The sequence below is a fragment of the Sinorhizobium medicae genome (genome assembly GCF_007827695.1).
Classification (GTDB): Bacteria; Pseudomonadota; Alphaproteobacteria; order Rhizobiales; family Rhizobiaceae; genus Sinorhizobium; species Sinorhizobium medicae.
In genome coordinates this window covers 308,256-332,852 of the sequence record NZ_VITA01000007.1, presented here as the reverse complement: position 1 = coordinate 332,852, position 24,597 = coordinate 308,256, and the positions used below count along the sequence as shown (strand labels likewise).

26 protein-coding genes and 1 tRNA gene are annotated in these 24,597 nt (G+C 61.9%); 18 read left to right on the top strand and 9 right to left on the bottom strand.

All coding sequences use genetic code 11. The features are described from left to right. Positions 1-291 precede the first annotated feature (291 nt). Positions 292-376, bottom strand: a tRNA-Leu gene (locus FB009_RS15220). Between the two features lie 273 nt (positions 377-649). Here FB009_RS15220 and FB009_RS15215 point away from each other — a divergent pair. After that, the gene (locus FB009_RS15215) at positions 650-1,168 is read left to right on the top strand and encodes a disulfide bond formation protein B (RefSeq protein ID WP_024324271.1); all 519 of its coding nucleotides are present in this window, start codon (positions 650-652) and stop codon (positions 1,166-1,168) included. 17 nt (positions 1,169-1,185) lie between these two features. Here the strand turns inward: FB009_RS15215 and FB009_RS15210 are convergent, their stop codons facing one another. Continuing rightward, entirely contained in the window at positions 1,186-1,743 is a 558-nt protein-coding gene (locus FB009_RS15210) for an HNH endonuclease (RefSeq protein ID WP_024310944.1), read from the bottom strand. Positions 1,744-1,849: 106 nt separating this feature from the next. Continuing rightward, positions 1,850-2,497, bottom strand: coding sequence for a DNA-3-methyladenine glycosylase family protein (locus FB009_RS15205; protein ID WP_012066746.1), 648 nt, complete (start codon positions 2,495-2,497; stop codon positions 1,850-1,852). Positions 2,498-2,552: 55 nt separating this feature from the next. Here FB009_RS15205 and gluQRS point away from each other — a divergent pair, with 55 nt between their 5' ends. Then, on the top strand, positions 2,553-3,446 hold the full coding sequence (gene gluQRS, locus FB009_RS15200) for a tRNA glutamyl-Q(34) synthetase GluQRS (protein ID WP_012066747.1): 894 nt from the start codon (positions 2,553-2,555) through the stop codon (positions 3,444-3,446). 17 nt (positions 3,447-3,463) lie between these two features. Here the strand turns inward: gluQRS and FB009_RS15195 are convergent, their stop codons facing one another. Next, the gene (locus FB009_RS15195) at positions 3,464-4,336 is read right to left on the bottom strand and encodes a YihY/virulence factor BrkB family protein (protein WP_012066748.1); all 873 of its coding nucleotides are present in this window, start codon (positions 4,334-4,336) and stop codon (positions 3,464-3,466) included. Positions 4,337-4,501: 165 nt separating this feature from the next. Between FB009_RS15195 and FB009_RS15190 the strand changes: the two genes are divergently transcribed. The 7 genes from FB009_RS15190 to FB009_RS15160 all read left to right on the top strand — a co-directional run bounded on the left by FB009_RS15190 (position 4,502) and on the right by FB009_RS15160 (position 10,155). Further along, a complete protein-coding gene (locus tag FB009_RS15190) occupies positions 4,502-5,335 on the top strand; it encodes an SDR family oxidoreductase (RefSeq protein ID WP_012066749.1) in 834 nt (277 codons plus the stop codon). 22 nt (positions 5,336-5,357) lie between these two features. Then, on the top strand, positions 5,358-5,561 hold the full coding sequence (locus FB009_RS15185; protein ID WP_012066750.1) for a twin transmembrane helix small protein: 204 nt from the start codon (positions 5,358-5,360) through the stop codon (positions 5,559-5,561). Between the two features lie 68 nt (positions 5,562-5,629). Continuing rightward, positions 5,630-6,208 (top strand): cob(I)yrinic acid a,c-diamide adenosyltransferase, encoded by a 579-nt coding sequence (locus tag FB009_RS15180; RefSeq protein ID WP_012066751.1) that lies wholly within the window; start codon positions 5,630-5,632, stop codon positions 6,206-6,208. Between the two features lie 124 nt (positions 6,209-6,332). Next, entirely contained in the window at positions 6,333-7,124 is a 792-nt protein-coding gene (locus tag FB009_RS15175; RefSeq protein WP_012066752.1) for a rhomboid family intramembrane serine protease, read from the top strand. A 312-nt stretch (positions 7,125-7,436) separates the two neighbouring features. After that, entirely contained in the window at positions 7,437-8,186 is a 750-nt protein-coding gene (locus FB009_RS15170; RefSeq protein ID WP_012066753.1) for an electron transfer flavoprotein subunit beta/FixA family protein, read from the top strand. Between the two features lie 23 nt (positions 8,187-8,209). Continuing rightward, the gene (locus FB009_RS15165) at positions 8,210-9,139 is read left to right on the top strand and encodes an electron transfer flavoprotein subunit alpha/FixB family protein (RefSeq protein WP_012066754.1); all 930 of its coding nucleotides are present in this window, start codon (positions 8,210-8,212) and stop codon (positions 9,137-9,139) included. A 143-nt stretch (positions 9,140-9,282) separates the two neighbouring features. Further along, entirely contained in the window at positions 9,283-10,155 is an 873-nt protein-coding gene (locus FB009_RS15160) for a 3-hydroxybutyryl-CoA dehydrogenase (protein ID WP_012066755.1), read from the top strand. Positions 10,156-10,192: 37 nt separating this feature from the next. On the opposite strand, the gene tlpA is transcribed toward FB009_RS15160, so the two are convergent. Continuing rightward, a complete protein-coding gene (gene tlpA, locus FB009_RS15155) occupies positions 10,193-10,867 on the bottom strand; it encodes a thiol:disulfide interchange protein TlpA (RefSeq protein ID WP_012066756.1) in 675 nt (224 codons plus the stop codon). Positions 10,868-10,892: 25 nt separating this feature from the next. On the opposite strand from tlpA, the gene argH reads away from it, so the two are divergent. The 4 genes from argH to FB009_RS15135 all read left to right on the top strand — a co-directional run bounded on the left by argH (position 10,893) and on the right by FB009_RS15135 (position 16,788). Next, on the top strand, positions 10,893-12,296 hold the full coding sequence (argH, locus tag FB009_RS15150) for an argininosuccinate lyase (RefSeq protein WP_012066757.1): 1,404 nt from the start codon (positions 10,893-10,895) through the stop codon (positions 12,294-12,296). Between the two features lie 219 nt (positions 12,297-12,515). After that, positions 12,516-12,710, top strand: a complete 195-nt coding sequence (lptM, locus tag FB009_RS15145; RefSeq protein WP_012066758.1) for an LPS translocon maturation chaperone LptM — start codon at positions 12,516-12,518, stop codon at positions 12,708-12,710. A 14-nt stretch (positions 12,711-12,724) separates the two neighbouring features. Beyond that, positions 12,725-13,993: a diaminopimelate decarboxylase gene (gene lysA, locus FB009_RS15140; protein ID WP_012066759.1), complete on the top strand. Its 1,269-nt coding sequence runs from the start codon at positions 12,725-12,727 to the stop codon at positions 13,991-13,993. 140 nt (positions 13,994-14,133) lie between these two features. Continuing rightward, on the top strand, positions 14,134-16,788 hold the full coding sequence (locus FB009_RS15135; RefSeq protein ID WP_012066760.1) for a TIGR02302 family protein: 2,655 nt from the start codon (positions 14,134-14,136) through the stop codon (positions 16,786-16,788). A gap of 215 nt (positions 16,789-17,003) precedes the next feature. Here FB009_RS15135 and FB009_RS15130 read toward each other — a convergent pair whose 3' ends face one another. The 3 genes from FB009_RS15130 to FB009_RS15120 all read right to left on the bottom strand — a co-directional run bounded on the left by FB009_RS15130 (position 17,004) and on the right by FB009_RS15120 (position 18,791). Further along, positions 17,004-17,363 carry a response regulator gene (locus FB009_RS15130; RefSeq protein WP_012066761.1) on the bottom strand — a complete coding sequence of 120 codons (360 nt, stop codon included), beginning with the start codon at positions 17,361-17,363 and terminating at the stop codon, positions 17,004-17,006. A 214-nt stretch (positions 17,364-17,577) separates the two neighbouring features. Next, positions 17,578-18,123, bottom strand: a complete 546-nt coding sequence (hpt, locus tag FB009_RS15125) for a hypoxanthine phosphoribosyltransferase (protein WP_012066762.1) — start codon at positions 18,121-18,123, stop codon at positions 17,578-17,580. Positions 18,124-18,371: 248 nt separating this feature from the next. Next, positions 18,372-18,791 (bottom strand): hypothetical protein, encoded by a 420-nt coding sequence (locus tag FB009_RS15120; RefSeq protein WP_012066763.1) that lies wholly within the window; start codon positions 18,789-18,791, stop codon positions 18,372-18,374. Between the two features lie 466 nt (positions 18,792-19,257). Here FB009_RS15120 and ftsE point away from each other — a divergent pair, with 466 nt between their 5' ends. From ftsE to FB009_RS15100, 4 genes are all read left to right on the top strand, one after another. Next, positions 19,258-19,941 (top strand): cell division ATP-binding protein FtsE, encoded by a 684-nt coding sequence (ftsE, locus tag FB009_RS15115; RefSeq protein ID WP_012066764.1) that lies wholly within the window; start codon positions 19,258-19,260, stop codon positions 19,939-19,941. After that, positions 19,934-20,953, top strand: coding sequence for a cell division protein FtsX (locus FB009_RS15110; RefSeq protein ID WP_012066765.1), 1,020 nt, complete (start codon positions 19,934-19,936; stop codon positions 20,951-20,953). Before ftsE ends, FB009_RS15110 begins: the two co-directional genes overlap by 8 nt. 105 nt (positions 20,954-21,058) lie before the next feature. Beyond that, entirely contained in the window at positions 21,059-21,757 is a 699-nt protein-coding gene (locus FB009_RS15105; protein ID WP_012066766.1) for a YdcF family protein, read from the top strand. Positions 21,758-21,890: 133 nt separating this feature from the next. Continuing rightward, positions 21,891-22,670 carry a lysophospholipid acyltransferase family protein gene (locus FB009_RS15100; protein ID WP_012066767.1) on the top strand — a complete coding sequence of 260 codons (780 nt, stop codon included), beginning with the start codon at positions 21,891-21,893 and terminating at the stop codon, positions 22,668-22,670. Positions 22,671-22,690: 20 nt separating this feature from the next. On the opposite strand, the gene FB009_RS15095 is transcribed toward FB009_RS15100, so the two are convergent. Next, positions 22,691-23,260, bottom strand: a complete 570-nt coding sequence (locus tag FB009_RS15095) for a gamma-glutamylcyclotransferase (RefSeq protein WP_012066768.1) — start codon at positions 23,258-23,260, stop codon at positions 22,691-22,693. Between the two features lie 255 nt (positions 23,261-23,515). Between FB009_RS15095 and FB009_RS15090 the strand changes: the two genes are divergently transcribed. Next, positions 23,516-24,529: a DUF2125 domain-containing protein gene (locus FB009_RS15090; protein ID WP_012066769.1), complete on the top strand. Its 1,014-nt coding sequence runs from the start codon at positions 23,516-23,518 to the stop codon at positions 24,527-24,529. Positions 24,530-24,597: the final 68 nt, after the last annotated feature.

The following is a 24,597-nucleotide window of genomic DNA, read 5'->3' as shown; positions in this document are numbered from 1 at the left end:
CTCAAGCGCTTCGAGCGCGTCGCCCTACGCTGCGAGAAGACGAAGCGCCTTTGCAATCCTCGATCGCCCTCACCGCCGGCTTCATCTTGCTCAAATCCGTCCACACGACCTCGATTAGATACACAATGTGTATCTAATCTGGATACCGAGTTGCACGGACCGATAGGCGCAATCCCCCGACGAATGATTACCGAGAAGCGCATTCGCGATCTCGAAGCGGCAATGGCCGTCAAGGCCAAGTTACGTCCCGCTCCAAGATGTTGGGAGACCTGCAAATGTCAAAAAATAGAATGGTGCCCCATGCCGGAGTCGAACCAGCACTCCTTTCGGAACTCGATTTTGAGTCGAGCGCGTCTACCAATTCCGCCAATGGGGCTTGAGGCTTGCGTGATATCAGCGTTCGGGATTTACACGATCGTTTTCGCGCCGGTCAACCGGGAAGTTTCGATTTTCGTCAATCGCGTGAGTTTGATCCTATGCGGCACGGACGGCATCGCTTGCCGCCCTGCTCCGCACCGATCACAAAAGCGTGCAGGCGGCTGAACAGGCGAGCCGATTTACAGCGGCAGCGATCCTGCCTAAGAAGGCGGCGTTCGATTTAACGGGCGCCGGGGCGACGGGTCGCCGCCCAGGGCGCCGAGAGGTGTGCATGGTTGAAGCTCCGCTCGTACAGCGCCGGCAATTTCTTTTCGCCTTGCTCGTCACCATCGGCATGGCCGCGACCGTCGGAATTGCGCTCGGCTTCGAGCATTTCGGCGGCTACATCCCCTGCGCGCTCTGTCTACTCCAGCGCGATCCTTACTACTACGGCATACCGCTCGGCGTTGCCGCCGTCCTCACAAGCGCCCTGAAGCTGCCCTCCTGGACCACCCGCACGCTGCTTCTCATTATCGGCATCTTGATGCTGATAGGCGCCGGTCTCGGTGTCTATCACGCCGGCGCCGAGTGGCATTTCTGGGAGGGCCCCTCGACCTGCGCCACCACGGCCCAGGGCGTTTCCTCCGATGTCGGCGATCTGCTGGGCGATCTCGACGCCAAGCATGCACCTTCCTGCACCGATGCTGCCTTGCGCGTGTTTGGGCTTTCTTTTGCAGGCTGGAACGTTGTCGCGAGCCTGGTGCTTGCGGCGATTGCGCTAAGCGGGGCGCGCCGGGGCCTGACATCGTGATCTAAGATGCCGCGGCTTTACGGCTGCAGCTCGACATCCCAGTAGAGATAATCCATCCAGCTGTCATGCAGATGGTTCGGCGGAAAAAGCCGTCCGTTGTTGTGCAGATCCTGCACCGTCGGGTGATAGGGCTTCTGATGCGGGAACATGCCCGCCTGCTTGGGCAGTTTGCTCCCCTTGCGCAGATTGCAGGGAGAGCAGGCGGCAACGACGTTTTGCCATGTCGTCTGACCGCCATGAGCCCGCGGGATGACGTGGTCGAAAGTCAGGTCATCGGGCGACCCGCAATACTGGCACTCGAATTTGTCACGCAGGAAAACGTTGAACCGGGTAAAGGCCGGGTGACGCGAAGGCTGGACATAGCTCTTGAGACAGACGACGCTCGGCAGCCGCATCGAAAAACTCGGCGAGGAAACGGAGTGTTCGTATTCGGCAAGGATCGTCACACGGTCGAGAAAGACCGCCTTGATCGCGTCCTGCCAGGACCAGAGCGACAAGGGATAATAACTCAGCGGCCTGTAGTCGGCGTTCAGCACGAGCGCCGGCAGGGCCTGAGGTGAGACTGCAATCGTCAAGCGTGTTCTCCTGAGCGATTCGGCATCTGCATCTTCTATATTAGGCGCGTTGCGACAGGATTGTGAAGCCACAAAGAAAAGGGAGTAAAGCATCCGCCTTTTTTCTTCAGGGCACCACGGGGAGCGCATCGCGGCGCATTTCCTGCGCATAATAGGCCCAAAAAAGCCGCGCGGCGACGCTGCGCCACGGCGACCATGCGGCAGCGAGCGAATCGACCTCGCTTGCCGTGGGGCGCAGTTCGAACCCCAGCGCGTGGCCGATGGCATTCTGCAGGGCGACGTCGCCGGCGGGGAAGACGTCCGGATGACCGGCGCAGAAAAGCAGATAGACTTCGGCAGTCCACCGGCCGATGCCCTTGATCGCAGTCAATTCGTGGATCGCCGCGGGCGCTTGGACGTCGCAGATGGCATGCAGGTCGATTTCGCCGGCTACCGCGGCGGCCGCGGTGCGCCTGAGCGTATCGGCCTTGGCACGGGACAGGCCCAAGCGCCGGCAATCGTCATCGTCGAGCGCAAGCACCGCGTCTGCAGTGATCTCCCCAAGCAAGGACTCCATCCGCTTCCAGATCGCCGCCGCACTCGCTTTCGAGACCATCTGCGACACGATTATGTTGGCAAGTCCCCGGTAACCGGGGTCGGTGCGCCTCAACGGCACCGGCCCCGCCTTCCCGACGACATGTTCGAGCCGGGCATCGAGCAGCACCAGACCGGCGATTCCGGCCTCTATGTCCTCGTGCGTCCGGATGATTCGCATGCGTCCTCCAAAAAAAAAAGTGATATTTATATCGCTTCCATGGCAAAGCAAAACGATGCCGATTTCACGACCAGAGCAACCGGTTTTTCGCTTTGCGCCGAGCCCGAACGGTTTCCTGCATCTCGGCCACGCCCTTTCCGCGATCATCAATCACGACATTGCGGCTGACTCGGGCGGCCGGTTTCTGCTGAGGATCGAGGACATCGACAGGACTCGTTGCCGGCCGGAGTTCGAGGCCGCGATCCTCGACGATCTCGCCTGGCTCGAGCTCGAATGGGAGGAACCGGTGCGGCGCCAGTCCGACCATCTCGATCTCTATGCCTCGGCGCTCGAGCATCTCAAAGCAATGCGTCTCGTCTATCCGTCCGCGATGACACGCGGCGAGATCAGGGCCGCGGTCGCGGCGTCGGAGGCGAAAGGTTCCGCCTGGCCGCGCGATCCGGACGGAACGCCGCTCTATCCCGGCCGCGAGCGCGGTTTCAGGCCCGATGATCAGGCGGCGATCCTGGCGAGTGGCCGTCCTTATGCCTGGCGGCTGGACATGGAGGAGGCCGTGAAGCGTGCGGGCGGATCACTGAGCTGGCAAGAAAAGGGTTTTCGGGGGTCAGGTGAATACAGCCAGATCGCCGATCCGGCCGCCTGGGGCGATGTCGTCCTGTCGCGTTCGGATGCGCCGTCGAGCTATCATCTCTCGGTCGTGGTCGACGATGCCGTGCAAGGTGTCACCCACATCGTGCGCGGCCGCGATCTTTATCACGCAACATCCGTGCATCGCCTGCTGCAGCGCCTTCTTGAGCTTCCGGAGCCGGTCTACCACCATCACCGTCTTATCCTCGGCCCGGACGGACGGAAACTGTCAAAGAGCAACCGCGACACCGGCATTGCCGCTTTTCGGGCTGCCGGGCACGGGCCTGCAGATATCAGGGCGATGGTTCTCGGCGAGCAATGAGATAAGCCGATAGAGATCTACTCGCCGCGACCGGCCTGGAAACTGCGCCTGACCATGAGCTTCACCTTGTATTTCAGAATGGCGGCGTTGATTTCCGCGCCGATGATGAAGATCGCGCCGAGCATATAGAGAAATACCAGCACGACCATGATCGAGGCGAGCCCCGCATAGGTCGTGGCATAGCTTGAAAAATTGGCGATATAGGAGGCGAAAGCGTAACCGCCCACGGACCAGAGCACGAGCGTGAGGAAAATTCCCGGCAATACGTCGACGATGTTGCGGTGACCGGACGGCAGCCACAAATGCGCGACGAGCAGGCCGGCCGTGAGCATGGCCAGAGTCAGCGTCAGCCCCCAATCGTCCACCGCCGCCATAACCGTATCCAGCCAGGGAAACCACTGATCCGCATTGCGCACCGCCAGAGGCACCGCCACCAGCAGAAGGCTGAGAGCGGCGAGAATGAGCACGGCACCGAGCACGAAGCCGAGGCTCGAAAGCCGGGTCACGTACCAGGAGCGGCTTTCGGCGACCCTGTAAGCGCGATTGAGCGCGATCCTCAACGCTTCGACGCCGTTCGAGGCGAAATAGGCCGCGGCAAGAACCGAGATCGTAAGCAGGCTGCCGCGCGGTATAGTCAAGACGCGCACCACCTCGTCGGCGACCGGTTTGGCAATCGATTCGGGCCATGTGTCGAAGATCAGGTGGACTGCCGTCTCGGCGAATTGATCGGCCCCCAGGAAGCTGGCGAGTGCCGTGCCGAAAATCAGGAAGGGAAAAACGGCCATCAGCGAAGATAGGGCCACATGACTGGCCATCGCCCAGCCGTCATCCTCGCTAAAATGCCAGAGTGCATCGAATACGACCTTCCAGATGATGCGTATGACCGGCATTCCGTCTCCGATTCTTCCACCGGTTCCGCTCCAGGAAGGACCAGCCGGCGTGGTATTCGAGGCCGGCCTTGACCATCTCCGGTCCGGCCAACCCCCATGCAATTCAATTGTATCGCATCGATGAATATGGGAAATGGGGCTTGCATTGCTACAGGAATCGAGTGGATGCCGGATCGCCCCACGATTATCGTCACCGGTTGCTCCTCGGGTATCGGAGCCTATTGCGCGCGTGCGCTGAAGCGGGACGGCTGGCGCGTCTTCGCGACGGTGCGGCGGCCCGAGGATCAGCCGCCGCTCGAAGCCGAGGGCATCGAGACCTTCATCATGGACTATACCAGGCCGGAGACGATTGCCGCCCTGGTCGAGGCTGTGATGGCGCTGAGCGGCGGACAGATCGATGCATTGTTCAACAATGGCGCCTATGGTCAGGCCGGCGCGGTCGAGGACCTGCCGACCGAAGCCTTGCGGCTCCAGCTCGAGACCAACGTGATCGGCTGGCACGACCTGACGCGGCGCGTCATCCCGGCGATGCGCGCTCGTGGACAGGGCCGCATCGTCCAGTGCTCGTCCATTCTCGGCATCGTGCCCTACCGATGGCGCGGCGCTTATAACGCCTCGAAGTTCGCGCTCGAAGCGCTGTCGCTCACATTGCGAATGGAACTCGCCGGCAGCGGCATCGAGGTGAGCCTGATCGAGCCGGGGCCGATCGCATCGAAATTCACGGCCAACGCGATCGCCTATATCGAGCGGTTCATAGATCTTGAAAATTCAGTCCATCGCGCGGAATACGCGCGGCAGATGCGGCGCCTGCGCGGCGAAAGCAAGCCGGCACCCGGAAAACTCGGCCCGGACGCCGTCTACGCGGCGCTGAAACAAGCTTTGACGGCACGCCGCCCGAGGCCGCATTATATCGTAACAAGGCCAGCCAGACAGGGAGCGCTCCTGAAAAAGCTCCTGCCGGCGGCGCTATTCTATCGCATCATCGGTCGTCTCGGCTGACCGTATTACAAGGACTTACGCCATGAACAGCTTCCTGACCGGTCTGACCCTGCTCGTCATGGGCCTGGTTGCGATCGTGCTCATCCGCGGTCTCCTCAACATGGCAAAGGGCGGCAGCGGCAACACCTCCAACAAACTCATGCAGGCGCGCGTGCTGTTCCAGGCGGTCGCCATCGTGCTGATCATGCTGACGCTCTGGGTAACCGGCGGCGGTCGTCCGGGCTAGCAGGAAAGTGGGCGGTCATGGATCAACCACGCACATAAGAACAATGACCCGGGGATAGCGACAGCGCCATGGTGAAATTGAACAAGATCTACACCCGGACCGGCGACAACGGCACGACTGGCCTCGTCTCCGGTCCACGCCGCCTGAAAAGCGATCTCCGGGTGGAAGCCTATGGTGCCATAGACGAGGCGAATGCCTTTGTGGGACTCGCCCGCCAGCACACCCATGCGATGCCTGACCTCGACGCAACGCTCATGCGCGTTCAGAACGACCTTTTCGATCTTGGAGCCGATCTCGCGACGCCGGACACGGGTGAAAAACCCGAATACGAACCGCTGCGCATCGTCGCCGCCCAGGTCGCGCGCCTGGAAGAGGAGATCGACAGGCTGAATGCCGACCTCGAACCGTTGCGCTCGTTCGTGCTTCCCGCCGGCAGCGCCGCTTCCGCCGCACTCCATGTGGCCCGTACGGTAGCGCGCCGCGCCGAGCGGCAAATGGTCGCGCTCTCCCGCGTGGAGGGCGAAGTCGTCAGCGCCGAGGCGGTTGCCTATGTCAACCGTCTTTCAGATTTCCTGTTCGTCGCGGCCCGCTGGACGAATGACAAGGGACATGCCGACGTTCTCTGGGTTCCCGGCAAGAACAGATGATGGACTTTCGAAAGTTTGCGCTCTTTCCTCCGGCATGATTCCAGTTCACCCGGTCTAAAATCATCGTGATCTGATCGGATACGCCTACAAAGACACGTTGCAACAGCTCGAGCTCGGGGACCGCATGTTCATACCGCTGCATGATAGAAACGAGCTGAAGCACATCAGAATGCAATATGTGACGATCGCGCTGATCCTCACCAACATCGTCGTCTGGCTCGTCACGGTGCCGGTGGCGAGCGAGGAATTCGCCAATGCGGCGATCCTCGGGCTCGGCTACATTCCTGCGATCATCTTCGATTATGCCGATCTCGACCCGTCGCTGGTGATCGTCCCCGATGGGTTCACCTTCCTCACCTATTCGTTTCTGCATGGCGATCTTTCGCATCTTGCCATGAACATGCTTTTCCTTTGGGTTTTCGGCGACAATGTAGAGGACGCGCTCGGGCACTTCCGTTTCCTTGTCTTCTACCTCCTGTGTGCTGCCGCCGGAGCATTTGCGCACGGGCTGCTCGACCTCGCCTCCGAAGCGCCGCTGATTGGCGCCTCCGGCGCGATATCGGGCGTCGTGGCCGCCTATTTTCTCCTGCACCCGAAGGTGCGGGTCTGGGTGCTCGTGCTCTTCCGGATCCCCTTACCCCTTCCCGCAGCCATTCCGCTCGCCTTCTGGATCGGCCAGCAGTTTTTCATGTTGGTGGCAGATACCGACAGCGGCGTTTCCTGGAGTGCGCATGTCGGCGGCATCGTCGCGGGTCTTCTGCTCGTTGTCATTTTGCGACGCCGCGGTGTGCCCCTGTTCGACCGGACGATCGTTACGCCGCGGGCAGTGGAGCACCGGACAAAGGCGCCCGAAGAGGTGCTGACCCCGGCATCAGGAGTTTCGAGGCCTGCCCCGCATTGGGGCCGCCCGAGCTGATTTGGAGCGCAGCCTCCAAGAAAACCCGCAACAAACTAAGGTCGATAGCTGCCGGGTTTCAACAGGTTGCGCGCGATCTTCCGAGCTGATGCCCGAAGAGCTCATCTCGACTTGTCAGAGAGTATTTTGACTTGTACGTAAACGTCATTAAATTCGGACAGGGTCATATCGATTTGACCTTGGGTGATCGCGATTTAGCGTCAAGAACGGCTTGTCTACGGAGCAAAAACGCGTATCGATGTCGCCAACCGACAATCAGGCCGCCCTGTTAAGGCGCATTTTCCTGCGAACGTTCTTGGAGGGAAAGAATCCATGAAAATACTTGTGACGGTGAAGCGGGTCGTTGACTACAACGTCAAGATCCGGGTGAAAGCGGACGGCAGCGGCGTCGAGCTTGCCAATGTGAAGATGTCGATGAACCCGTTCGACGAGATCTCGGTGGAAGAAGCGCTGCGGCTGAAGGAAGCCGGCAAGGCTTCGGAAGTGATCGTCGTCTCGATCGGCCCGGCCAAGGCGGAGGAAACGCTGAGGACGGCGCTTGCCATGGGCGCCGACCGGGCGATCCTGGTCGAGACAGAGGATCAGGTGGAGCCGCTCGCGGTCGCCAAGATCGTCAAGGGTGTCGCAGAGGCCGAACAGCCTGGGCTGATCATCGTCGGCAAGCAGGCGATCGACGACGATTCCAACCAGACCGGGCAGATGCTTTCGGCACTGCTCGGCTGGGCCCAGGGCACGTTCGCCTCCAAGGTCGAGATCGGCGACGGCAAGGTCAACGTCACCCGCGAGGTCGATGGCGGCCTGCAGACGGTGGAACTGAAGCTGCCCGCGGTGGTCACCACCGACCTGCGCCTCAACGAACCGCGCTATGCCTCGCTGCCGAACATCATGAAGGCGAAGAAGAAGCCGCTCGACAAGAAGAGCCCGGCCGATTTCGGCGTTGACACCAGCCCGCGGCTGAAGGTGTTGAAGACCGAGGAGCCGTCCGGCCGCAAGGCCGGCGTCAAGGTGAAGACGGTTGCCGAGCTCGTCGAGAAGCTCAAGAACGAAGCCGGCGTGCTCTGAGAACGGAAAGGGAGAACTAAACCATGGCCATTCTGCTTCTGGCTGACCACGATAACAGCCACCTTTCCGACCAGACGGCGAAAGCGCTCACGGCGGCCGCCAAGATCGGCTCCGACGTGCATGTGCTCGTTGCCGGCGCGGGCGTCAAAGGCATCGCCGAACAAGCCTCCAAGCTTTCGGGCGTCGCCAAGGTGCTCGTCGCCGAGGACGCCTCGCTTGCCAACAATCTCGCCGAGCCGCTGGCCGCCCTGATCGTCTCACTCGCGGGAGGTTACGACACGATCGTCGCCGCCGCCACCTCGGTCGGCAAGAACGTCATGCCGCGCGTGGCCGCCCTTCTCGATGTCGTTCAGGTCTCGGAGATCGTCGAGGTCGTGTCCGCCGATACCTTCAAGCGGCCGATCTATGCCGGCAACGCCATCCAGACGGTGCAGACGAGCGAATCGAAGAAAGTGATCACCGTGCGCACGGCTTCCTTTGCCGCTGCCCCGGAAAGCGGCGCGGCCCCGGTAGAGACGGTTGCCGCAGCGGCGAACCCGGGCCTTTCCTCCCATGTTTCCGATGCGCTGTCGTCCTCCGACCGGCCGGAACTTACCTCGGCGAAGATCATCATCTCCGGCGGCCGGGCTCTTGGTTCTGCCGAAAAATTCCAGGAAGTGATCCTGCCCGTGGCCGACAAGCTCGGTGCCGCCGTCGGCGCATCCCGCGCCGCCGTCGATGCCGGCTATGCGCCGAATGATTGGCAGGTCGGTCAGACCGGCAAGGTGGTCGCCCCCGATCTCTACATCGCCTGCGGCATTTCCGGTGCGATCCAGCACCTCGCCGGCATGAAGGATAGCAAGGTGATCGTCGCCATCAACAAGGACGAGGAGGCGCCGATCTTCCAGGTTGCCGACTACGGCCTGGTCGCCGACCTGTTCGACGTCCTGCCGGAACTCGAAAAGGCGCTCTGAGGAACTGGCCGCCGGCACGAAAAAGCTGGAAAAAGCGCCGGCATGGCATTAACAATCGTACCGGGCCGGCCCTGCCGGCCCGGTATTTTTGCATCTACTGCAGCATCGCTGCCGTAACCTGTTGAACATGGGTGTTCGCTTCAATGATCAAGACGGTGGGAATTATCGGCGCAGGACAGATGGGCTGCGGAATTGCCCATGTTTCGGCTGCCGCCGGATATAAGGTTCAGCTCTACGACATCGCTGCAGACCGCATCGAGGCAGGGCTTGCCACCATCAATGGCAACCTTGCCCGGCAGGTTTCGTCCGGCAAGATGACGGACGAAGACCGCAAGCGCGCTCTTTCCCTGATCAAGGGCTCAGGCGATATCAACGATCTCGCCCAGGCCGATCTCGTCATCGAAGCGGTGACGGAAGACGAAACCGTCAAGCGGAAGATCTACGGCCAGGTTTGTCCGGTCATGAGACCCGATGCCATTCTGGCAACCAACACCTCGTCTCTGTCCATCACCCGGCTTGCCTCCGCGACCGACCGCCCCGAGCGCTTCATGGGCATCCACTTCATGAACCCGGTCCCGGTCATGAAGCTGGTGGAGCTCGTACGGGGTATCGCTACGGAGGAAGGGACCTTCAAGGCGGCAAAGGAATTCGTCGCGCATCTCGACAAGACCGTCACTGTCGCAGAAGATTTTCCCGCCTTTATCGTCAACCGCATCCTGCTGCCGATGATCAACGAGGCGATCTACACCCTGTATGAGGGCGTTGGAAGCGTCGATGCCATCGACACCGCCATGAAGCTCGGCGCCAACCATCCGATGGGCCCGCTGCAGCTTGCCGACTTCATCGGTCTCGACACCTGCCTTTCGATCATGCAGGTGCTCCATGACGGCCTGGCGGATTCGAAGTATCGCCCCTGTCCGCTGCTCGTGAAATATGTCGAGGCCGGCTGGCTCGGCCGCAAGTCCGGCCGCGGCTTCTACGACTATCGGGGCGAGGCTCCCGTACCGACACGCTGAACCTTTCTTCAGCAACGGCGAAAACCCGCCTGCGTCTTCAACTCGCCGCGGGCGGAGCCATCGCCGCCTCGATCAGCTTCTTTGCATCGTCGCTGTCCCAGGCGGCAGGTCCATTCATCGAGCCGATCAGGCAACCCTTTTCGTCGAGCAGCAAGGTCGCGGGAAGCCCAAAGGCGAGCCCCTCCTTCTTGAGCGTGTTGAAAACGCCCATCGAGGCGTCGCGGTAGTAGCCGAGTGCTTGAACGCCGACCTCGTCGAGAAAAGCCTTCGGCTTGTCGTCGGCACCGGTGTCGATATTGATCGCGACCACTTCGAAACGATCGCCGCCGAGCGCCTGTTGCAGGGCGTTGAGCGCCGGCATTTCCTCACGGCAGGGCACGCACCAGGTCGCCCAGAGATTGACGAGAACGGTCTTGCCTGCAAAGGCAGCGAGCGTCAGCGGCTTGCCGTCCGGGCCGGCGAAGTCGAGGCCGCCGATCGGCCGCGCGTTGGCCGCCGGAGTCATCGCCGCGACCTGACCACGCATCAGCGGCGTGAGCGAAGCAACCTTTTGCGCCGCAAGCGGGCAGCTCGCATCGGCCGTCGGCGCGTCGCCGCCATTGCCAGACCCCGTCTCCTTCACGTATACCGCAGCCGCACCGGCGATCACCCCAAGAAGGGCAGCGATCGCGAACAATTTCCGGGCTGGAGGGCGTTTCTTCTGGTCTGGCATTTCATTCTCCAAGGCGGGCATCCTGATGGCTGACGGCAGTTCCGAGACGAAATCCTCCAACCAGATGTGGGGCGGTCGCTTCGCCTCGGGGCCCGCTTCCATCATGGAGGAGATAAATGCCTCGATCGGCTTCGACAAGAAGCTCTATGCCCAGGACATCCGCGGCTCAATAGCGCATGCAACGATGCTGGCGCAGCAAGGCATCATTTCCGCCGAGGACAAAGACAAGATCGTTCACGGCCTCAACACGATATTGTCAGAGATCGAAGCCGGCGCATTCGAGTTCTCGCGTCGCCTCGAGGACATTCACATGAACATCGAAGCGCGGCTGGCGGCGCTGATCGGCCCTGCCGCCGGGCGCCTCCATACGGCGCGGTCGCGCAACGACCAGGTTGCGCTCGATTTTCGCCTGTGGGTCAAGGAAGAGCTTCAGAAAGCCGATGCGGCACTCACGGCTCTGATCGCCGCCTTTCTCGACCGCGCCGAGGAGCATGCCGAAACCGTGATGCCCGGCTTCACCCATCTGCAGACGGCGCAGCCGGTCACCTTCGGGCATCACTGCATGGCCTATGTGGAAATGTTCGGCCGCGACCGGGCGCGTGTTCGTCACGCGATCGAGCACATGGACGAGAGCCCGATCGGCGCTGCAGCCCTCGCCGGCACGGGCTTTCCGATCGACCGGCACATGACCGCCAGGGCGCTCGGCTTCCGCGAGCCGACGCGCAACTCGATCGATACGGTTTCCGACCGCGACTTCGCGCTGGAGTTTCTCGCGATCGCAGCGATCGCGGCGACGCACCTGTCGCGGCTTGCAGAAGAAATCGTCATCTGGTCTACGCCGCAATTCGGCTTCATCCGGCTCTCGGACGCCTTTTCGACCGGATCCTCGATCATGCCGCAGAAGAAGAATCCGGATGCGGCGGAGCTCGTACGTGCCAAGACGGGCCGCGTCAACGGCTCGCTGATCGCACTGCTGACGGTGATGAAGGGCCTCCCGCTCGCCTATTCCAAGGATATGCAGGAAGACAAGGAACAGGTCTTCGATGCGGCCGAGAGCCTCGAGCTCGCGATCGCGGCAATGACCGGCATGGTCCGCGACCTGACCGTGCGGGCCGACCGGATGAAATCCGCAGCCGGTTCCGGCTATTCGACAGCGACCGATCTCGCCGACTGGCTGGTGCGCGAGGCAGGCCTTCCTTTCCGTGACGCCCACCATGTGACCGGTCGCGTGGTCGCGCTTGCCGAAGAGAAGGAATGCGATCTCGCCGACCTGCCGCTGGGCGAACTTCAGGCGATCCATTCCGCGATCACGGACAAGGTCTTCGGCGTCCTGACGGTCGAGGCCTCCGTGGCGAGCCGCACCAGTTTCGGCGGTACCGCGCCCTCCGAGGTCCGCAAGCAGATCGCCTGGTGGCGGGCGCGCGATTGATCCTGCCGCTGGGTCCGTCGCAGGTGGCCCGTCCATCGCCGGCCGGCCGTCTCCTTCCGCAGGCGGGGCGAAGCCGGCACCCTGTTCCTTCGGAGCAAGCTGTGCCGCAGAAACAGGGTGCACAAACCGCTGAAAAATCGATAAGACATCGCACCGGAGTGGGGGAACGACCTCAACTCCGAAGAACGTCGCTCTCAGCTTCGTCAAAGGGAAATTACGATGATATTCAGGAAGGCCGCCCGAATAGCGCTTCTTCTGGCAATTCCCGGGCTGGTTCTCGCCGGCTGCGGGCGCAAGGGCGACCTCGACCGGCCCGGCGCCAGCACACCGATCAATACGAAAACGCCCGCCGGTACGGTCGCACCCAACGAGACTGTCGAGGACCGACCGTTCCTGCTTGACCCCCTCCTCTGAGCCGAGGAAAGACCGTGAACCATTTTCAATACCGCGACGGAATTCTTTACGCCGAAGACGTGCCTTTGACGGAAATCGCGCGTGCCGTCGGGACGCCGTTCTATTGTTACTCCACCGCCACGCTGGAGCGTCATTACAAGGTATTCTCGCAAGCCTTCGCCGATGTGGACGCGATGGTCTGCTACGCAATGAAGGCCAATTCGAACCAGGCCGTGCTGAAAACGCTTGGCCGGCTCGGCGCCGGCCTCGACGTCGTGTCCGAGGGTGAGCTGCGCCGCGCGCTTGCAGCGGGCATTCCGCCGAGCCGGATCATGTTCTCCGGCGTCGGCAAGACGGCGCGCGAGATGGATTTCGCTCTGGAGGCCGGCATCTATTGCTTCAACGTCGAATCCGAGCCCGAACTGGAGGTTCTGAACCAAAGGGGCGTGCGCGCCGGCAAGAGGGCGCCAGTTTCCTTCCGTATCAATCCCGATGTCGATGCTCGCACCCACGCGAAGATCTCGACCGGCAAAAAGGAGAACAAGTTCGGAATTTCCTGGGAGCGGGCACGCAGCGTCTACGCCCACGCCGCAACGCTTCCCGGTATCGAGGTGACCGGCATCGACATGCATATCGGCAGCCAGATCACCGAACTGCAGCCCTTCGACGACGCCTTCAAGCTTTTGCGCGAGCTGGTCGATACTCTGCGTTCCGACGGGCATGTCATCGAACATGTCGATCTCGGCGGCGGCCTCGGCATTCCGTACCGGGAAGATAACAACCCACCGCCGCTGCCGGACGCCTATGCAGATGTCGTCAAGAACCAGCTCAAAGGTCTCGACTGCAAGATCGTCACCGAACCCGGCCGGCTGATCGTCGGCAATGCCGGCATCCTCGTGACCGAAGTGGTCTATGTAAAGGACGGCGGCGACAAGACTTTCGTCATCGTGGATGGTGCGATGAACGACCTCATCCGCCCAACGCTCTATGAGGCCTATCACGAGATTCGGCCGGTGCGGATCTCCGCAGCCAGTGCGCCGCGCATCAAAGCCGACGTCGTCGGTCCGGTCTGCGAGACCGGCGACTATCTGGCCCTCGACCGGGAAATGGCGATGCCGAGGGCGGGCGATCTTCTCGCGATCGGCTCGGCGGGAGCGTACGGTGCCGTTCAGGCGGGAACGTATAACAGCCGCCTGCTGGTGCCCGAGGTGCTGGTCAAGGGCGATCGTTTCCACGTGATCCGTCCGCGCAAGGACTATGACGAACTGATCGGCCTCGACTCGGTGCCGGACTGGCTCGATTGAGTCGCCTGCTACTGCGGCGCCTCGCGGCGATCACGTTTTGTTGTCGTCCTCGCCTTCGCCACAAAGAATGTTATCCTGAAGCCAGCCTCTACCGCGGCGCGCTGTAGCGGCGCCGCGCGATTGAAAGGAATACAGGGCGGATGACGCAGTTCCGTGAGGATGAAACGCCAAGACGGCCGTCATTTGCCAGAATGTTGGCGGCGAAGCGGTTTCTCGCCCGCCTCGTTCTTTTCGCGGAAGAGCTGCTGCCGCGCATGCTCCTCCCTGCTTCGCTCGTGCTTCTGTTCCTCTCCGCGGGTTGGGTCGGCCTCTTCCGGGCCGCGCCGTTCTGGCTGCACGCCGCCCTTCTCCTTGCCTTGTTTGTGGGGCTATTCTTCTCCCTGCTGCCGCTGACCCGCATTCGCTGGCCCGCAACGCCCGAGGCGGACCGGATGCTGGAGGAACGCAACCGTCTGCCGCATCAGGCGATCCGCGTGCAGGACGATGCTCCGGCGACGGAAGGCGCTTTCGGTGCCGCGCTCTGGCGCGAGCATCAGACGCGTATGGCGCGCATGGTCCGGGAGCTCGATGCGGGTCTGCCGCGGCCCGATATTGCACGGCATGATCCGTGGGCGCTGAGGGCTATTCCCGTGCTGCTTGCCTGCATCGCCTTCGCCTATTCCTATTCGAACCGCGCCGGCCTGGTTTCCGACGCCTTCCGCCTGCCGGAGCGCGAATTGGCCGCTGCCGACATCCGTATCGATGCGTGGGTCACGCCGCCCGCCTATACCGGCCGTGCGCCCATCTTCCTCACGGGGCGGCAAGACGCGGCCACCTCCGGGCAGAACCAACCACAGGACGGGGATCCGCAGGAAAAGGCTGAGATCACGATACCCCAGTTCAGCGACCTTACGGTGCGGATTACCGGCGCAGGAACGGAGGAAAAGGTCAGATACGCCGCGGCGGGCGACGATGAGATCGTCATCCCGCCCTCGGACGCAAAGGCGGAGACTGCAGTTAAGCCTGAAGCGTCCGAGCCTGAAACGCCGAAAACATCCCCAAATGGGGTACGCAATCACATCTATAAGATCGCCAAGGACGGAACGCTTTCCGTTGGCGGCCAGAGCTGGACCTTCAAGATCACGCCGGACACCGTGCCCGACATCGCTTTCGACGGCGCGCCCCGCCCAACCGTCAATGCGGCGCTGGACATCAGCTACCTGGCCCATGACGACTACGGCATCACGCAAGCCTGGGCGGAGATCAAGCCGCTCGAGGAGCCGGCACAGAATGCCCGTCCGCTCTACGCTCCTCCCGAATATCGGCTTGATCTGCCGCGGCGCAATGCCCGGGAAGCAAAGGCCACCACGAGCCGCAATCTAAGCGAGCATCCACTTGCCGGAAAGCGCGTGAGCATCACGCTGGTCGCACGGGATGCAGCCGGTCAGGAGGGGCGAAGCGTGCCGCAGGAGATCGTTCTGCCGGCCCGCCGGTTCTTCGAACCGCTCGCCGCTGCGGTCGCCGAACAGCGGCAGGTCTTCGCACTTGACGCCAACCAATTGCCGCGCGCGATTGATCTCAACGATGCGCTGACGCTTTATCCTGAGGAGACGATCCCGAATCCAACGCACTTCCTGCTCCTGAAATCGGCACGCACGCGCATGCAGCTCGCCCGGAACGACGACATGCTGCGCGATGCTGCCGACCACCTGTGGGAAATCGCGCTCGGCATAGAGGACGGCGACCTGTCGCTCGCTGACCGTCGGCTGCGCGATGCCCAGCAGAAACTCTCGGACGCACTCGAGCGCAATGCTTCGGACGAGGAAATCGCCCGGTTGATGGACGAGCTCCGCCAGGCGATGCAGGAATATATGCGCGCACTTGCCGAGCAGGCCGCCAAAAATCCCGCCGTCGCCGCCAATCCCGAAATGAACAACGTGCTGCGCCAGCAGGATCTGCAGAAGATGATGGATCAGATCGAAAATCTGGCCCGCTCGGGCGCTCGCGACCAGGCGCGGCAGATGCTCTCCGAGTTACAGAGGATGATGAACAATCTCCAGGCCGGACGGATGCAGCAGCAGATGGGCGAGCAGAACAACGCCATGCGGCAACAGATGGACAAGCTTGGCGAGTTGATGCAGCGGCAGCAACAGCTCATGGACGAAACCTTCAAGCTGGACCAGGCATTGCGCGACCGCATGCAGCGCGGCGATCCGCTCGACGGCGAAGACGAGGAACTCTTCGGCCAGGACATGCCCCAGGAGCCCGGGCAGCAGGGCGACCCGAACGGGCAGCCCAACCCCATGGACAACATGACCGCCGAGCAGTTGAGGGAGGCTCTCAAGCAGTTGAGGCAACAGCAGGAATCGCTGGGCAAGCAACTCGGCGAAATGCAGAAGGGACTCGAGAACCTGGGCATCAAGCCGGGCAAAGGCTTCGGCCAGGCGCAGCGTGAGATGGAAGGTGCCGCAGGCGCACTCGGCAAGGGCCAGGGCGAGCAGGCGGTCGGCAGCCAGGGCCGGGCCCTGCAGGCCCTGCGCGAGGGTGCTCAGGACATGATGAACCAGATGCAGGCCCAGGGACAGGGGCAAGGCCCCGGGCAAGGCATTCCGCAATATGGTCAGAACGGACGTGACCCGCTTGGCCGCCGGCAGCAGAACGCCGGTCCCGATTTCGGCAACCAGGTGAAGGTGCCGGACGAGATCGACACGCAGCGCGCCCGACAGATCCTGGAAGAGATCCGGCGCAAATTGGGGGACAGCCTGTCGCCCGAACTGGAGCGGCAGTATCTTGAGCGTCTGCTCGACATGCGGTGATAGTCTAGACCACGATGTATCAGGTCGGGTGGACCGTATGACGTGATCGGTATCAGGGAGTTCGTGCGGGCGGAAAACCGCACGAACTCTTCCTCATCGTGCTTCGGCGCTTGCGCGCATCCTCATCCGCCTGCGGGCCATCTTGTCGCCTCAGGCGAAGGAGGCGGCGTCTTCCGGAGCCGCCTTTCCCCGCGCATCAACGGTTTACGAACGCGTCAGGCCGCCAGCGCCAGAGCAACCGCCTTGCGAATATCGGGTAGTGAAAACGGCTTCTCGATGACGTCGACGACCTTCGCGGAGAGGTCGTCGGCACGCTCGCGCTGTTCGGCGTAGCCGGTCATCAACAGGATCTTCAATGCTGGAAATGCAGCGGCGGCCTGGTGAGCGAGTTCGATGCCGTCCATGACCGGCATCCGGATATCGGACAGCAACAGGTCGAACGGCTGATCGCGAAGGCAGGCGAGCCCATCGGCTCCGTCCCCGGCTTCGACCGTTTCATGGCCGTCGAGCCGCAACGCGCGCGCGACGAAGGAACGCAGGGCATCTTCATCCTCGGTGATCAGGATTTTCGCCATCATGGCCTCCCGTATTTATGCTGCGGGGAGCGGCGTGGCGCTTGGATGCCATGAACGCTCCGTTTGATCTCCATATCGTCGGACGCCTCATGCGACCGCAATACGTCTCCCAAACAACCAGCTTTTCGTTCGATTCCGGTAAACGCGATAGGAGGCATTTTAATCATTCGGCGACGGCGCCCCCGAAGGAGACCGACAGGCGTGTGCGGTCCGGTTATTTTGCGTCACCCGTCACCACTCCGACGAACGGCAGCTCCCGGAATGCATAAGCGACATCCATGCCGTAACCGACGACGAAATGGTCCGGGCATTCGAAGCCGACATAATCCGCTTCGAGATCGACGCGGCGTTTCACCCGCTTGTCGAGCAGGACCGCGATGGTGACGTTGCGGGCGCCGCGCTCAAGGAGGAGTTCCTTGGCGAAGCGCAAGGTCCGGCCGGACTCCAAAATGTCGTCGATGAGAAGTACGTCCCGGTCTCGCACATCGCTGTCTATATCCTTGGTGATCTTGACGCCCTTGGATTCGGTCCCGGTTCCGTAGCTCGAAAGCGTGATGAATTCGACCTCCGGCGCAAGGCCTGCAGCGTGCATGGCGCGAATCAGATCCGCCGCAAAGATGAAAGACCCCTTGAGGATCGAGATAACCAGAAGGTCCTTGTGCGGCCCGCGAACGATATCGGCGGCCAATTCCTGGTTCCGCGCTGCAATGGTTTCGGCACTGTAGAGGACTTCGATATTCTTGCCACGGACGACGGGCATGCGGGTTTCTCCATTTCGTAAGGAAGAACACCGGCCTTCCCTTGTGGATCACGCCGACCGAAGTTCGGTCGATTCAAATCATCGTGATCGCATGTCAGCTACTGCATGTTTCCGTAGTTCGTAACGGCTGCACCTCGAGGAAACATGCAAGCAGGCGGCATTAGCACATTCAGCGTTCGGAAACACCGCCTTCGGCAAAGGAAACCATCATGTCGGGCTTTTTTCCGCCCCATAGGGGCACCGGGCCGTCATCCCTCGGCCTTTGTCTCCACGGAGGCGGCAGCCCCTCCGACCGCTAGAGGATCCGTCTCGCCATGTCCATCTCCGCCAAGCCCGGCGATCATCGCGAAAACCGCCAGTACAAGGGCGGCGACAAGGCCGGCAAAGCGCCGACGGGGAATGACGCTGAGCCGCGCCTCCCACGCGCTCAGAAGGCGCCCTGCCATGCTCACCTTTGCCCGAATTATCCTGGTGCGGTAAGCCGGCCCGCCGCCGGCACGGCGATTGTCGTTGAAGACAGGATAAGGGCTGCGCCGCGCTGTCGGCGCAACGGTTTCGAACTCTACATCGATACAATCCAGCCGCCTCGGAGCGGCGGCGCCGGAACGCGATTTGCGCTCCGGTGGAATCAGGTCGATACCGGAGGGCTTTGAGCGAAATGCCTGCATGGGCGCTCCCCGTCGCGGCGCCGAACGTCTTGGCGTACAAGGAACGTCCTGGCGTACAAGACCGCCGCAACTCTTCTGCCTGCCTTCGATGACGCCCCTTGCAAGAAGCGAGGCTTTGCGTCTAATTCTCACGACACGTAAAGCAAAATGGTTAATGCTTTCGAAAGACGGCGGCGAAGGGGGCGCTTTTCCGACGGAAAGTAACACTTGCTTAACCATAGAGGAGGAGAAAGATGTGTGCGGCTTGCCGCCCGCATAGGGCTCCAACCTTTTAAATCGATCACGTTCATGATTTCAGCCCGGTCGGGCCTAAATTCATCGTGATCTCGTGCCATGCACGGTTTTGCCTTGGCAGGAGCGCTGTCCTACTGCATGTTCCTGCAATCGACGCCGGTGCAGGAAACACGCCGTGTTTTCAAGACCGGTGGAGCTGCGATAACCCGGCCTGCGGCATAGTGGCGAGGTCGTGACGAGAGACTGGGCTGTCCCATTGATTCACTTTGAAAATGTCGGATTGCGCTATGGCATGGGACCAGAAATCCTTCGGGACCTGACATTCGACATTCCGCGACGTTCCTTTCAATTCCTCACCGGCCCGTCGGGCGCCGGCAAGACGACACTGCTCAGGCTCCTCTTCCTGTCGCTGAAGCCGACGCGCGGCCTCATTCGCATGTTCGACCGCAACATCTCCTCCATTCCCCGCGAGGAGTTTCCCATGCTGCGCCGCCGGGTCGGCATCGTTTTTCAGGATTTTCGGCTGCTCGACCACCTGACGACTTATGAGAACGTCGCCTTGCCTCTCAGGGTTCGCGGCAAAGAGGAGGCGAGCTATCGCTCCGACGTGCTCGAGCTCCTTAAATGGGTCGGTCTCGGCGAGCGCCTCAATGTACTGCCGCCGGTGCTGTCCGGTGGAGAGAAGCAGCGTGCCGCGATCGCGCGGGCGCTGATCGACCGGCCGGAGATCCTTCTTGCCGACGAGCCGACCGGCAATGTCGATCCGCCAATGGCGCGGCGATTGCTCAATCTCTTCCTGGAACTCAACCGGCTCGGGACAGCGGTGGTGATCGCCACGCACGACCTGTCCCTGATGGATCAGGTAGAGGCCCGGCGGATGATCCTGTCACAGGGGCGGCTCGACATCTATGAATGAGAAACGCGCTCCTCGCCGCGAGCCTGACCCGCCACCGCAACAACAGCAGCAACGCCGCAGCGAGATGCGCGTGCGCCCGACGGGCCCGATCGTGCCTTCCGCCAATGTTTCCGGCCATGCGCTCATGTGCGTCATCGCCATCATGTCCTTTCTCGCCTGCCTGACGCTCGGCGGCGTGAGCATGGTACGCGCGACCGCACAAAGCTGGCAGTCGCAGATCTCCCGCGAGATCACCATTCAGATCAAGCCGGACGACAACCTCGACATGGAGAGGGCGCTTGCCGACGCGCGTGATCTGGCCTTGACCTTCAACGGGACGACTGGCGGCACGATCATCGACCGCGCGGCGACGGCGCGCCTCCTGGAACCGTGGCTCGGTGGTGGACTGGACCTCAACGAACTGCCCGTCCCGCGGCTCGTCGTCGTCACGATCGATGAGAACAATCCCCCCGATTTCACCGCAATGCGCAACGCGCTGACCGAAATCATCCCGCAGGCCTTCCTGGATGATCACCGCACCTGGGTCGATCGACTGGTCGCAATGGCGAGCACGACCACGATGATCGGAACCGGGGTGCTGGTGCTGGTCTTCTCCGCAATGGTTCTGACGGTCGTTTTCGCTACGCGCGGGGCGCTGTCCGGAAACCGCCATATCGTCGAGGTTCTGCATTTCGTGGGAGCGGAAGCGGGCTTCGTCGCCGCCGAATTCCAGAAGCACTTTCTCCGAATCAGCCTTAAAGGCGCAGGCGCAGGCGGCTTTCTCGCGGCGCTGTCCTTTGCGCTGGCGAGCTTTTGGCAGTCGCAGACGCTTGCAACCCCGGAAACGGATCAGGCAACGGCGCTTTTCGGCACCTTCGCCATCGGCTACACAGGCTATCTCGGCATCTTCGCCATTATCGTCGTTATTGCCTTGCTGACGACCTTGACGGCGCGCCTCACCGTCATGCGGACGATCTACGAAATAGACCTCATCCGATCCGATCCCGGCCGGACCGACAGCTTTCAGGGTTGAAAACGGCCGGAAAGCCATGATTTACCCGCAAACGATCTATTCCCTGCCGCAATCTGCGGCTATGTGATGGGAATCATGAAGGCGGGAGAACTACGCGGGAGCGGAATGGCCGAGAGGGGCAAATGGCTGGAGAGGGCCGCGCGCCGTCGCCAGTCCCGCAGCGTGCTGCGCAAACTCCTGCGCCGCAGTTTCTTCGTGCTGCTCGCCTTTCTCGCCGTATTCATTGCCGGCTTCCTTCAATTCGCCGATACGGTCGCCTCGCTGCAGCCACCTCCCACCCCGAAGGCGGACGCGATCGTCGTGCTCACAGGCGGCTTTCAGCGGATCGACCAGGCGGTCGACCTCCTGAAACTCGGTGCCGGAAAGCGGCTGTTGATTTCCGGCGTGCATCCGTCGACGACACGAAGCCAGATCCGGCGCAACACCCAGAGCTCGGCCGACCTCTTCAAATGCTGCGTCGATATTGGCCGTGAAGCGGTCGATACGATTGGCAATGCGACCGAGACCTCGCATTGGATCCGCAGCCGGGGGTACCGGACCATTCTCGTCGTGACGAATAACTACCATATGCCGCGCAGTCTGCTCGAACTGCGCCGCGCCAGGCCGGAAACGGAATTCGTCGCCTATCCTGTCGTCAACTCGGATCTCAAGACGACCAACTGGCTCCGCAACCCGCTGGTGCTCAAGGCCATTCTGCTCGAATACGTCAAATACTCGGTCTCCTCGCTCCGCGACGTTATGGGCGCCGGTTGGACCAATGGACTGAGGAATGAGCCCTCGCCTGTCAGACTTGGCAAGGAATAGCTCCGCCGCAGACACGGCCCCTGCATCTGGTCGAGGATCGCTCCTCCAGTAATGCGCCGATACGGCTGTTTTCCTCGCGCGCATATTCGTGTAGGCAGCGTGGCGTCCATATCCGCTTCGAGAGTCTGCCCTGATGATCATCCTGCGTTCGATCCTCTTCAACCTGGCCTTCTACGCCAACCTGGTCGTGCAGATGATCGTGCTGACGCCGATCTATTTCCTCGTGCCGCGCAAAACGGCCTGGTTCGTGCCCAAGAACTGGGCGCGAAGCAACCATTGGCTCCTAGCGAAGATCGTCGGAACGACCTTCGAGGTCGAAGGCCTCGATAACATTCCCAAAGGCGCCTACATCTTCGCGCCGAAGCATCAGTCCTTCTGGGATGTCTATGCGCTTCTGCCCTGGCTCGACGATCCCTTCTTCATTCTCAAGCGGGAGCTCACCTGGATACCGCTGTTCGGCTGGTACGTTATGAAGCAGCGCATGGTTCCGGTGAACCGCGCCGCGCGCGGCAAGGCGATGGCCGCGGTCATGGAGCGCACGAAGCACGAGATGGCAACGGGTCGTCAGCTGATCATCTATCCTGAAGGAACGCGACGTCCGCCCGGCGCGCCGCCGGAATACAAATATGGCATAGCCCGGCTCTACCGCGACCTCCAGGTTCCGGTGGTTCCCGTTGCAATGCATCCGGGGCTGTTCTGGCCCCGCCGCAAGTTCCTGCGTTTCCCCGGCCACTTCAAGGTGCGGGTCCTTCCGCCGATCGAGGCCGGTCTGGATCCGGACGCCTTTCTCGCGAAGCTGGTGGAAGTGACGGAGGCGGCGAGCGACGACCTGCTCGTCGAAACGGTGAACGCCAATCCGCATCTGCCGCTGCCGCCCACTGCCGAACAGCGGCTGCGCGAACTTGCAGCGTGATCGCGGGAGCGAGGCGGGCATCACCCGCCCGCGTGCAGGCTTCGGTCGGGCGGTGCTTCGCTAGCCGCCAACCTCGCGGCAACCTCCTCCAGCCAGTGGTCACGAATGCCCATTTCGCGGAGATGCTGGAGCGTGTTGAGAACATATTCGCTGTTCGGGCCGGATTTGCCGATGGCCACGGCAACCGCCGCAGCCGCCTCCTCTGCGCGAAGCGCGCCGGCATATTGAGCGTGGCTGCGATCGATCACATAGGTCAGCGCAGGGACGCGCCGTCCGTCGGAAAGTAGCACCGGCATGGTTCTTTCCTTGTAAACATGGGTGACCAGTTCGCGTTCGCGCAGATAATCGATGACGCCAGTCTTCTGCGCGGACTCGACGCGGAAAGCCGTTCCGACGCAGGAGCCCCCATAATCGAGCCCGAGTACCAGCCCCGGGCGCAGTTCCGTGCCGCGGTGAACCCAGGAGCGCACACACAGGGAGCGGCGATAACCGAACGCGCGCGCCGTCAGCTTCTCCTCGAAGCGAAAGCCCGGATTCCACATCAGCGACCCGTAGCCAAAGACCCAAAATTCGTCCATATCCACTGCCATCCAAACATGCCGCCGGACCGGTCACCGAATTAGTGGCCGGCGCTCCTGCGGCGTACCGGAATTTTTACTGCATAATCGCCGAGATCGTGTCGATCGAAAGACAAAATTATGCAGCAGTTCTATTGCAATCCAGTCATCCGCGAAAAGGGGCATGACGGTCCCGAACTCAGGGACGCGGATGAAGACTAGTTCGCCGCTTGGCGACCGGCCACCCGAAAGGCCGCTTACTGCGGCAAGTTTGGAGTACCCATAATCATGACCGTGACCGCCGTCGCCAAGCCATCGCCTGCCGGAAGGAAATTCTTCTGGCTGGCAACAGGTATCGTGCTCGTGAGCGGCCTCTATTCCGCCGGCTGGTTTCTCGCCGCGGACCAGATTCGAGAGCGGCTGACCGCTTTTCTGACGGAAAGACAAGCGATCGGCTTCAGCGGTGAATGCGGCGCTATGGAAGTGCGCGGCTTTCCCTTCCGCCTCGGTCTTTTCTGCGACAAGGTTCGCCTGGATGATACACGCCGTGGCGCTTCCGCTTCCTTCGGCGCCTTGCGTTCGGCGGCGCAGGTCTACCAGCCCGGGCGTGCGGTGCTTGAGCTGGACGGGCCTGCAGAAATACGCGTGTCCCCCGGCTTCACCGTTTCGGCCGACTGGACCCTTCTCCGTGCAAGCGTCGCGGCAAGCTTCTCTGGCGTCGACCGCACGTCGATCGCCTATGACAACCTGACAGGCACCGCGCGTGCGCCCCTGACCGGCACGGGCCTCGGCTTCGGCGCCAGCCATGGCGAGCTTCATCTGCGCCAGAACGAGGGCGATCTCGACGCAGCCCTCAGCATCGAAGGGCTCGACCTGCGCCCCGACGAGGGCCCCAGCCTGGCCGCACCTGCCGATGTATCAATGGATCTGACCGTCGCGGAAAAAGCCGAGTGGCTTCAGTCGGCCCACGTAGCACCGCACATGCTCCGCGGCAGCAAAGGCGAATTGCGGCAATTGACACTCGATGCGGGCTCGGGGATGACGGCGAAGCTCACCGGCCCCTTTTCGGTGAACGATCAAGGCCTGATTTCAGGAGAATTTTCCCTCACGCTTGCAAATATCGATGCCTGGCGGGAAAACATCGTCAAGATCGCTCCCGACGAAAAAGACCTCATCGATAACGTCGCGAATATGTTGAAGGCCCTTGCGGGCGGCAAGAACGAGGCGACCGTGAAGCTGAACGTCAGGGACGGCACCGCTTTCCTCGCCTTCGTACCGATCGGGATGCTGCCGACGCTGTAGGCGCCGCTCTCCTTAAGGCGCACGCACCTTTCCTCGTCCCGCTCCAAAACCCGTCAGCATCTCAATCA

What these genes read in the sequence shown, in the direction of transcription:
- FB009_RS15215 (WP_024324271.1), top strand. Translation starts at nt 650, where the DNA reads ATGGTTGAAGCTCCGCTCGTACAGCGCCGGCAATTTCTTTTCGCCTTG.
- FB009_RS15205 (WP_012066746.1), bottom strand. Translation starts at nt 2,497, where the DNA reads ATGCGAATCATCCGGACGCACGAGGACATAGAGGCCGGAATCGCCGGT.
- gluQRS (WP_012066747.1), top strand. Translation starts at nt 2,553, where the DNA reads ATGCCGATTTCACGACCAGAGCAACCGGTTTTTCGCTTTGCGCCGAGC.
- FB009_RS15195 (WP_012066748.1), bottom strand. Translation starts at nt 4,336, where the DNA reads ATGCCGGTCATACGCATCATCTGGAAGGTCGTATTCGATGCACTCTGG.
- FB009_RS15190 (WP_012066749.1), top strand. Translation starts at nt 4,502, where the DNA reads ATGCCGGATCGCCCCACGATTATCGTCACCGGTTGCTCCTCGGGTATC.
- FB009_RS15185 (WP_012066750.1), top strand. Translation starts at nt 5,358, where the DNA reads ATGAACAGCTTCCTGACCGGTCTGACCCTGCTCGTCATGGGCCTGGTT.
- FB009_RS15180 (WP_012066751.1), top strand. Translation starts at nt 5,630, where the DNA reads ATGGTGAAATTGAACAAGATCTACACCCGGACCGGCGACAACGGCACG.
- FB009_RS15175 (WP_012066752.1), top strand. Translation starts at nt 6,333, where the DNA reads ATGTTCATACCGCTGCATGATAGAAACGAGCTGAAGCACATCAGAATG.
- FB009_RS15170 (WP_012066753.1), top strand. Translation starts at nt 7,437, where the DNA reads ATGAAAATACTTGTGACGGTGAAGCGGGTCGTTGACTACAACGTCAAG.
- FB009_RS15165 (WP_012066754.1), top strand. Translation starts at nt 8,210, where the DNA reads ATGGCCATTCTGCTTCTGGCTGACCACGATAACAGCCACCTTTCCGAC.
- FB009_RS15160 (WP_012066755.1), top strand. Translation starts at nt 9,283, where the DNA reads ATGATCAAGACGGTGGGAATTATCGGCGCAGGACAGATGGGCTGCGGA.
- tlpA (WP_012066756.1), bottom strand. Translation starts at nt 10,867, where the DNA reads ATGCCAGACCAGAAGAAACGCCCTCCAGCCCGGAAATTGTTCGCGATC.
- argH (WP_012066757.1), top strand. Translation starts at nt 10,893, where the DNA reads ATGGCTGACGGCAGTTCCGAGACGAAATCCTCCAACCAGATGTGGGGC.
- lptM (WP_012066758.1), top strand. Translation starts at nt 12,516, where the DNA reads ATGATATTCAGGAAGGCCGCCCGAATAGCGCTTCTTCTGGCAATTCCC.
- FB009_RS15135 (WP_012066760.1), top strand. Translation starts at nt 14,134, where the DNA reads ATGACGCAGTTCCGTGAGGATGAAACGCCAAGACGGCCGTCATTTGCC.
- FB009_RS15130 (WP_012066761.1), bottom strand. Translation starts at nt 17,363, where the DNA reads ATGGCGAAAATCCTGATCACCGAGGATGAAGATGCCCTGCGTTCCTTC.
- hpt (WP_012066762.1), bottom strand. Translation starts at nt 18,123, where the DNA reads ATGCCCGTCGTCCGTGGCAAGAATATCGAAGTCCTCTACAGTGCCGAA.
- FB009_RS15120 (WP_012066763.1), bottom strand. Translation starts at nt 18,791, where the DNA reads ATGCAGGCATTTCGCTCAAAGCCCTCCGGTATCGACCTGATTCCACCG.
- FB009_RS15110 (WP_012066765.1), top strand. Translation starts at nt 19,934, where the DNA reads ATGAATGAGAAACGCGCTCCTCGCCGCGAGCCTGACCCGCCACCGCAA.
- FB009_RS15105 (WP_012066766.1), top strand. Translation starts at nt 21,059, where the DNA reads ATGGCCGAGAGGGGCAAATGGCTGGAGAGGGCCGCGCGCCGTCGCCAG.
- FB009_RS15100 (WP_012066767.1), top strand. Translation starts at nt 21,891, where the DNA reads ATGATCATCCTGCGTTCGATCCTCTTCAACCTGGCCTTCTACGCCAAC.
- FB009_RS15095 (WP_012066768.1), bottom strand. Translation starts at nt 23,260, where the DNA reads ATGGCAGTGGATATGGACGAATTTTGGGTCTTTGGCTACGGGTCGCTG.
- FB009_RS15090 (WP_012066769.1), top strand. Translation starts at nt 23,516, where the DNA reads ATGACCGTGACCGCCGTCGCCAAGCCATCGCCTGCCGGAAGGAAATTC.